Raw genomic sequence first — 410 nt, 5'->3', positions numbered from 1 at the left:
GCCAAAGAGAAACACAACCATCTGGAACAGGTTGAGTTCCGCTACGAAAAAATCACCTGGACGTACAAAGACGGCAACATCATTCACTCGGATGCGTGGAATGAGCGCAGTCAGGCGTAATGGCTGACAGGCAGCCATACCTCGGTATGGCTGTCATAACGACGCGAATGAAGCGTTGCCGGGTCGTCTTAACCCGGAAAACCTGAAATAAAGAGTGTGCAATACAGGAGATTTTATTGTGATTAACCCGGGCTGTAGTTTTTGTACCCGTAAGGGGCTGCCTGTTTTACTTGTTCGTCCTGCCATCAAAGCGCAGGGTGATGGTGTGCCGGATTTACCTGCAAGCATTCAAATGCCACCGGTAGAGAGAAAAGGCGAAACGGGCTATACCACTCGTCTGTTGCGAGCAG

1 pseudogene is annotated in these 410 nt (G+C 50.2%); it reads left to right on the top strand.

Going from position 1 to position 410, the window contains the following annotated elements:
- A pseudogene (locus AM629_RS22930) lies at nucleotides 1-120 on the top strand (type VI secretion system tube protein Hcp); the annotation flags it as partial.
- Nucleotides 121-410: the final 290 nt, after the last annotated feature.

The sequence above is a fragment of the Photorhabdus heterorhabditis genome (assembly GCF_001280945.1).
In the GTDB taxonomy this organism is placed as follows: Bacteria; Pseudomonadota; Gammaproteobacteria; order Enterobacterales; family Enterobacteriaceae; genus Photorhabdus; species Photorhabdus heterorhabditis.
The sequence above is the reverse complement of the archived record's forward strand: the minus strand, read 5'-3'. Positions and strand labels throughout refer to the sequence as shown.